A 6,319-nucleotide genomic window follows, 5' to 3' on the forward strand; every position below is an offset into this window, starting at 1 on the left:
ATAGGACTCCTATTTGATTTTTGAACAGAACTCGGTACATACTAAAATCCTTCTTCCCTGTTCCCAGTTAAGAGTTCCCTGTTCCCTAACTCAACCGAAAAGTCAGGAATCAAACCGGATTCCTATATATTTTTCATTAGTACAAAACAAAGCTATGCCAGAAACAAAATCTACTCGCACAGTCCGCAGAGGAAGAATCTTCCCCGAAATTCAATGGAATCAAGAACAGAAGACGCAATGGCAAGCTGAACGGGAAAAATTATCTCAAGAATGTAAAATAATTTTTGAGCAGTTAAAACCAGAACTAATTAAAACTCACTATAACTGGTATATAGCAATTGAGCCAAATAGCCGTGAATATTTTATTAATGAAGATCCCTTATTAGCCGCACAACAAGCACATCAGAAATACCCAAATGTCAAACTGCACGTTTTCCGAATTAATGAAACTGGAGTGTGTGGTAAAATATGATTGATGGTAAATTTGGTGATGAGGATGAGTTATTTTTTGACATAAATTTAATAGCTGCTGATGGATTAGAACTATCAGTAGAAGCTCTTTTAGATACTGGGTTTTCTTGGTGGTTAGCAATTAATAACCAGGACATAGAAGCACTTGGTTGGATATATTTAGAACAACAAACAATGGTAACAGCCCAGGGTGATGCGGAATTTGACATCTATTTAGGAAAAGTGCAAATTGATGGACAATATTTTGATATTCCTGTTCATGTGGGACAAGGATTACCGGAAATTTTACTTGGTCGTAAATGGTTGAAAAACAGACGTTTGGTAATAGATATATCATCTTCTATATTAACGCTAGAATAAGACGTAATACAAATAAAAAGCGGAATTTTAACAAGATTTTAAACAATGATGATTTCATAAACTTGCGGTATTTTACTGTAAAACAGTATAGCTAGGTTTATTAATTACAAAAATGCCGCAAGATCTAACCTTAATTCATAGCTTACTTCTCTTCAGTACGGCCTTTATTGCCGGTGGACTAAATGCTGTAGCGGGTGGTGGTAGTTTTATTACATTTCCGACTCTGATATTTACAGGTGTCGCACCAATTACTGCTAATGCTACTAATAATACTGCTCTGTGGATAGCAGCTATAGCCAGTGCAGGGGCTTATCGTCGAGATTTGAGTATCGAAAAACGACAATTATTACTACTGACTGGTACAAGTTTAGTTGGTGGTGTTATTGGTTCAGTGGCTTTATTATATACATCACCGGATGTATTTAAAAAGATGCTACCCTATTTGTTACTATCAGCAACCTTGATATTTACATTTAGTGATTTTTTGAAAAGCTGGCTGCAATTTAGGACTAGAAATGATTTTTCTGCAACCCCACCTTTGTTTGTTCTGCTAATTTCTCAATTGCTAATCTCTATTTATGGTGGTTTTTTTGGTGCTGGTATGGGCATTTTAATGTTAGCAACTTTAACCTTTTTAGGTATTAAAAATATTCACGCTATTAATGCTTTTAAAACCTGGTTAGGAAGTTGTATTAATGGTGTGGCAATTATTCCCTTTATGTTCGCTAATTTGATTGCTTGGCATCAAGTTATTATCATGGCAGTCGGAGGTTCTTTAGGTGGTTATTTGTGCGCTCATTTTGCTCGCCAATTAGAACCCGGTTTGGTGCGAAAATTTGTCATAGTGGTAGCTTTTGCTATGACTACCTACTTTTTTCTTCATAGTTAAGTAAGTAGGTTGGCGTTAAAAATTGTCGTTATGACAAGGGAACAGGGAACAGGGAACAAAGATTAATTAAATATAAAACTACCAATTTTGTGATTTTGATTACAGTTTTTTCCATCTGGTAACGCTTGAATGGGAAAATAACTCATTTTTTCCCAAAAAATAAACAAGACTATCTCAAGGATTACAGCATAGGGATCACCGCGAATCTAAAGCTAATCTAAAAAAGTGACATCTAAAGTAAATTTATATATCTGAAGCATGATGATAATAATTATCAGGTTTAAGATAATAAAAGATATCAAGTTCAGGACAATCAAACATTTTTTGTCAATTTTTGTTAATTTTTCTCAAATCAAAAATTATTAATTTCAGGGTTTTAAAAATGCAAGTATCACAAAAGATTCATTGCCCAAATTGCGGTAGTGCGGCTGAACGTCACTATATTGCTGATAGTCAAATTACGCGGACACAATGCCCTAGTTGCGACTACCTGATGATAACTTGCACTCGCACTGGTAAAGTCATTGAGGCTTATGCACCAGGTATTTATGCTAGGAAATAATTGACAATTTTCTCACAATTTTAATGACAATTTTTGACAATTTTCATGATAAATTATAAGCTGTTGTGTATTTAATTTGTATAAGTCTGGCGGGCAAGATGCCCACCCCACAAGATTTAACCATTTTAGGATTATACAATTCAGGTACGTAACAGCTTATCATGTCCGCTCAATCACTGACGATATAGTTCATCATTGTATTGCCTTTTCCCAATTACCCATTACCCATTACCAGCCTCAACAGACATGATATTACCTTTTAATTGTTCTTAATTGTCCACAAGCAGCGTCCGCTTCTAAACCGCGAGAATAACGCACACTAACGGCGGTATTCTGTTGTTGAAGAACGTTAACAAAGGCTTCTATGCGATCGCGGTTGGGTCTTTTATAATCTACTTCTTGAATGGGATTATAAGGAATCAAATTCACATGACTTTGAAAGCCTCGTAACCGTTTTGATAATTCTAAAGCGTGTTCAGGTAAATCATTGACTCCAGCTAAAAGAATATACTCAAAAGTTACTCTGCGTCCGGTTATTTCCACATATTCTCGACATTCTGCGAGTAAGTCTTCTATGGGGTAAGGTTTGGCGCTGGGAATGAGTTGTTCCCGTAATGCTTGGTTAGGTGCGTGGAGACTGACAGCGAGGGTAATTTGTAATTGGTGTGCGGCTACTTGACGAATACGTGAGGGAATGCCTACAGTAGATAGTGTAAGCGATCGCGCACCAATGCCCACATCTTGATTAATAGATTTAATTGCTAAAATCACATTTTCCGTATTTAACAACGGTTCACCCATGCCCATAAATACCACATTACTAACCCGTTTTTGAAAATCTTCTTGAACAGTTAGAACTTGATCAACAATTTCCCCACGGGTCAAGTTACGCTTATAACCACCTTTACCAGTAGCGCAAAAATCACAGCCCATGGGACAACCCACTTGAGTAGAAACACAGACAGTTAAGCGTTTATCGCTGGGAATACCGACAGTTTCCACAATTTCCCCGTCAGCCAATTTCAGCAAATATTTAACCGTATCATCAGGGGCAACAGAGCGGTAATGTAGAGAAGAACGGCCTATGGGAATATCTGCTACTTGCGAACGCCAATTTTGGGGAAATACGGAAATATCAGCCAGGGAACGCGCTCCCTGATTATATATCCAATCATGCAATTGCTTACCCCGATAACTGGGCTGTCCCTGTTGCTGTACCCAAGCGGTTAACTCCGTTACCGAAGCGCCCAGGAGAGGAGGAAGAAGTTCAGATTTGACGGAGTTAGGTGAATCTACTTGAGATACAAGGGGCGTAGCAGACATAATAAATTACTTGATACTAATTCCCCATTGTACTATAGGAATCCGGTTTGATTACTGAATTTATTTGTGTGGTCAGGGAACAGGGAACAGGGAACAGGGAACAGGGAACACGGGAAGAAAGACAGAATTGATATCTACTGAGTCTTGTATGGCTACGCCACGCAAGCTATCAAAAATCAACAAGCTATCAAAAATCAAATAGAAGTCCTATATATTGTTTTTATTTCGCGCCAAGGAGCAAAGACGCAAAGCCAGAAATAGATTAAGGGACATCCAAGGTAATAATAGTAACTTCTGGCGGACAAAATAACCGCCCTGGGAAATAAGTTCCTAAACCACGATTTACATATAATTGATTATTTCCTATTTGATGTAAACCTTCTGACCATTGCCAATGATGTAATATGGAATGGGTTTTCCGTAAAAATGGTAATTTGCGCCTAATTTTCTTGGGGATTTTTTTCAATATTTTTGTGTAGTAAATTATTGCTGGTCCTAGACCGGGAATGACAATTTGTCCCCCGTGAGTATGACCAGATAATTGTAAATCTACTCGCCATTTTTGCAGTATTTCTGCTGTATCTGGGTTATGGGATAAGACAATACAAGGTGTAGTAGAATCAAGTTGGTTCATGATTGGTTCTGGGTTAAATTCTCGTGAATAAACATCTGCTAATCCTATTAGGGGTAATTTGTTTCCCAAGGGATAAGCAATTTGATTCCAAAGAACTTTAATCCCGACCTTGGTTAAAGCATCTGTAATTTCTGTTTTGGAACTAGGAAAAGCTATATCATGATTTCCTAGAATGGCATAGACACCATGGCGACTTTGGAGATTTTTCAATTTTGGTGCTAATTGATGAATTGGTTTTGCTTTTGTATTCACATAGTCACCAGTTAAAATTACTAGGTCTGGTTTGACTGCATTACTAATTGCGATCGCTTCTGTTAACATTTTCTCTGATAATAGACCATCAGCATAATGAAAATCTGACATCTGTACCAGTTTTAATCCTACTAAAGATGGATGTAAATTTTTGATTTTTACGACTAATTTTTCTGTGCTTAAAGCTCCAGATAATAACTTGTGCATAAATAAATAACTAATATCTATTAGATTTGATTGATCACTTAATATAAATACAATTCACTTGATTCTCAATCCTTATGGATTACCAATTTATTTAAAAATTATTTAAGAAGTTGGGGATCTATTTTGGCCACCATTTCCGCACGGGTAGAAACTTCTAATTTACGGAACATTCTTTTTAAAGCCTGTTTAACAGAATTTTGAGTAATCCATAATTTAACTGCAATTTCGCCATTAGTGAAACCTTGGGCTACTAACGTGGCAATTTCTAATTCTCGCGCTGTTAAGGGACAATTATCCACAGATAAAAAGGTTTTTGATTGTACCCGTAATGTGGCAATTTTAGCCGACAAATGCAGACAAACTGCACTTAAATCAGCTAAATCATTACTATCAAAAGGCAGATTTCCGGGGTCACGGGCAAAATTTAAAGTCCCCACTAATTGACCATCACAAACTATCGGACCAGTCATTACGTGCTCGTGACGAGTACAGTAATTTTTCCAATCTTCAGGAGATAAAATTAACTGTTCATGGGTGGGAGCGTGACGTTCCATAACATAACGCCCAATGGGATTAGCTTCTAAGCAAACAGCGGGAATTTCGGGAATTTTGATTTTAGTATTTAATTGGTAATCTAGGAGATTAATACCCCAATGTTGAACCGCAAAATGTTCGCCAATGGTAGCCATTAAAGCTAGTTTTAATTCTTGCTCATTTTGGACATTAGCGATCGCCTGGAAAATGGCGTGGAGTGTTTTAGCCATAAGTGTACCCATTTGGGGACTATGCGAACCTTGATAATTACTTCTATGCTAATACCAGCAAGAATAAAATGCTATTTTCACTTCCTATAGAGGATTTTTCCCCATGACAGTCACTCAAATCTCTGCTCAAGAACTTTTTCAGGCTGCTTACGAAAACCGTTATACCTGGGATGAAAATTTCCCTGGTTATACCGCAGATATTACTTATAAGTATGATGGCCAAGTGATCACAGGTCAAGTCCGAATTGATGCCAGTCTCAAAGCTGAAGTTCTCAATGTCGAGGACGAAGCCGCTAAAAAAGCCATTCACGGTCAAGCCTGGGAAATCGCTGTTCACCGTGTGCGTCGTCCTTTTGCACAAACTCACGGCGCAAATACTTTTAGATATGGTAGCACGGACGCAACGGGCGCAGTAGAAATTTTTGTTGGTGGTAAGTCGGAAGGAGATAAATACAAAGTGCGTAACAATGAAGTTTGCCACGTTCACCGTTTAATTCACGGTACTTTTGTGACTATTGACACCTTTGCCAGTCATGATACAGGGGCAGGATATCTTTCTCATACTTATAATTCTGTGTACCATGACCCGGAAACCGGCGCACAAAAGGGTGGAAAAAGCGATTTTACTGATGAATATGAAAAGGTAGGTAATTATTACATTCTCAACCGTCGGGAAATTCGCACGGAAATAGCCAACAGCCTTTCTATTCAAGATTTTATCTTTTCTAATATTGAGTTGTTAGGCTAGATTTTTCAATAATCTATATTTTTCCCCTACCCGAATTATTCAGGACTTACGCAAAATATCTCTCAAACCCTCTTTTCTTCGTTCTCTTCGTTCCTATGCCTTCGGCACG

Annotated in this window: 9 protein-coding genes; 6 read left to right on the forward strand and 3 right to left on the reverse strand. The window is 37.6% G+C overall.

All coding sequences use genetic code 11. The features are described 5' to 3' along the window. Positions 1-154: 154 nt before the first annotated feature. The 4 genes from ACIR310F_RS0112345 (at position 155) to ACIR310F_RS24340 (ending at position 2,282) form a co-directional block, all read left to right on the forward strand. The gene (locus ACIR310F_RS0112345; RefSeq protein WP_028084096.1) at positions 155-472 is read left to right on the forward strand and encodes a hypothetical protein; all 318 of its coding nucleotides are present in this window, start codon (positions 155-157) and stop codon (positions 470-472) included. Next, the gene (locus tag ACIR310F_RS0112350; protein ID WP_028084097.1) at positions 469-831 is read left to right on the forward strand and encodes an aspartyl protease; all 363 of its coding nucleotides are present in this window, start codon (positions 469-471) and stop codon (positions 829-831) included. Before ACIR310F_RS0112345 ends, ACIR310F_RS0112350 begins: the two co-directional genes overlap by 4 nt. Before the next feature lie 112 nt (positions 832-943). Beyond that, positions 944-1,720 carry a sulfite exporter TauE/SafE family protein gene (locus ACIR310F_RS0112355; RefSeq protein WP_028084098.1) on the forward strand — a complete coding sequence of 259 codons (777 nt, stop codon included), beginning with the start codon at positions 944-946 and terminating at the stop codon, positions 1,718-1,720. 382 nt (positions 1,721-2,102) lie between these two features. Next, positions 2,103-2,282 (forward strand): replication restart DNA helicase PriA, encoded by a 180-nt coding sequence (locus tag ACIR310F_RS24340; protein WP_071604829.1) that lies wholly within the window; start codon positions 2,103-2,105, stop codon positions 2,280-2,282. A 252-nt stretch (positions 2,283-2,534) separates the two neighbouring features. Here ACIR310F_RS24340 and rlmN read toward each other — a convergent pair whose 3' ends face one another. Next, positions 2,535-3,605, reverse strand: coding sequence for a dual-specificity RNA methyltransferase RlmN (gene rlmN / locus ACIR310F_RS0112365; protein ID WP_028084099.1), 1,071 nt, complete (start codon positions 3,603-3,605; stop codon positions 2,535-2,537). A 64-nt stretch (positions 3,606-3,669) separates the two neighbouring features. Here rlmN and ACIR310F_RS25615 point away from each other — a divergent pair, with 64 nt between their 5' ends. Continuing rightward, the gene (locus ACIR310F_RS25615; RefSeq protein ID WP_155963784.1) at positions 3,670-3,807 is read left to right on the forward strand and encodes a hypothetical protein; all 138 of its coding nucleotides are present in this window, start codon (positions 3,670-3,672) and stop codon (positions 3,805-3,807) included. Positions 3,808-3,867: 60 nt separating this feature from the next. On the opposite strand, the gene ACIR310F_RS0112370 is transcribed toward ACIR310F_RS25615, so the two are convergent. Together ACIR310F_RS0112370 and ACIR310F_RS0112375 are read right to left on the reverse strand one after the other, a co-directional pair. Then, positions 3,868-4,698 (reverse strand): metallophosphoesterase, encoded by an 831-nt coding sequence (locus ACIR310F_RS0112370; protein ID WP_028084100.1) that lies wholly within the window; start codon positions 4,696-4,698, stop codon positions 3,868-3,870. Positions 4,699-4,796: 98 nt separating this feature from the next. Beyond that, the gene (locus tag ACIR310F_RS0112375) at positions 4,797-5,462 is read right to left on the reverse strand and encodes a helix-turn-helix transcriptional regulator (protein ID WP_028084101.1); all 666 of its coding nucleotides are present in this window, start codon (positions 5,460-5,462) and stop codon (positions 4,797-4,799) included. Between the two features lie 103 nt (positions 5,463-5,565). Between ACIR310F_RS0112375 and ACIR310F_RS0112380 the strand changes: the two genes are divergently transcribed. Continuing rightward, on the forward strand, positions 5,566-6,210 hold the full coding sequence (locus ACIR310F_RS0112380) for a DUF3386 domain-containing protein (protein ID WP_028084102.1): 645 nt from the start codon (positions 5,566-5,568) through the stop codon (positions 6,208-6,210). The last annotated feature ends 109 nt before the right edge of the window (positions 6,211-6,319 follow it).

Source organism: Dolichospermum circinale AWQC310F (assembly GCF_000426925.1).
Taxonomy (GTDB): Bacteria; Cyanobacteriota; Cyanobacteriia; order Cyanobacteriales; family Nostocaceae; genus Dolichospermum; species Dolichospermum circinale.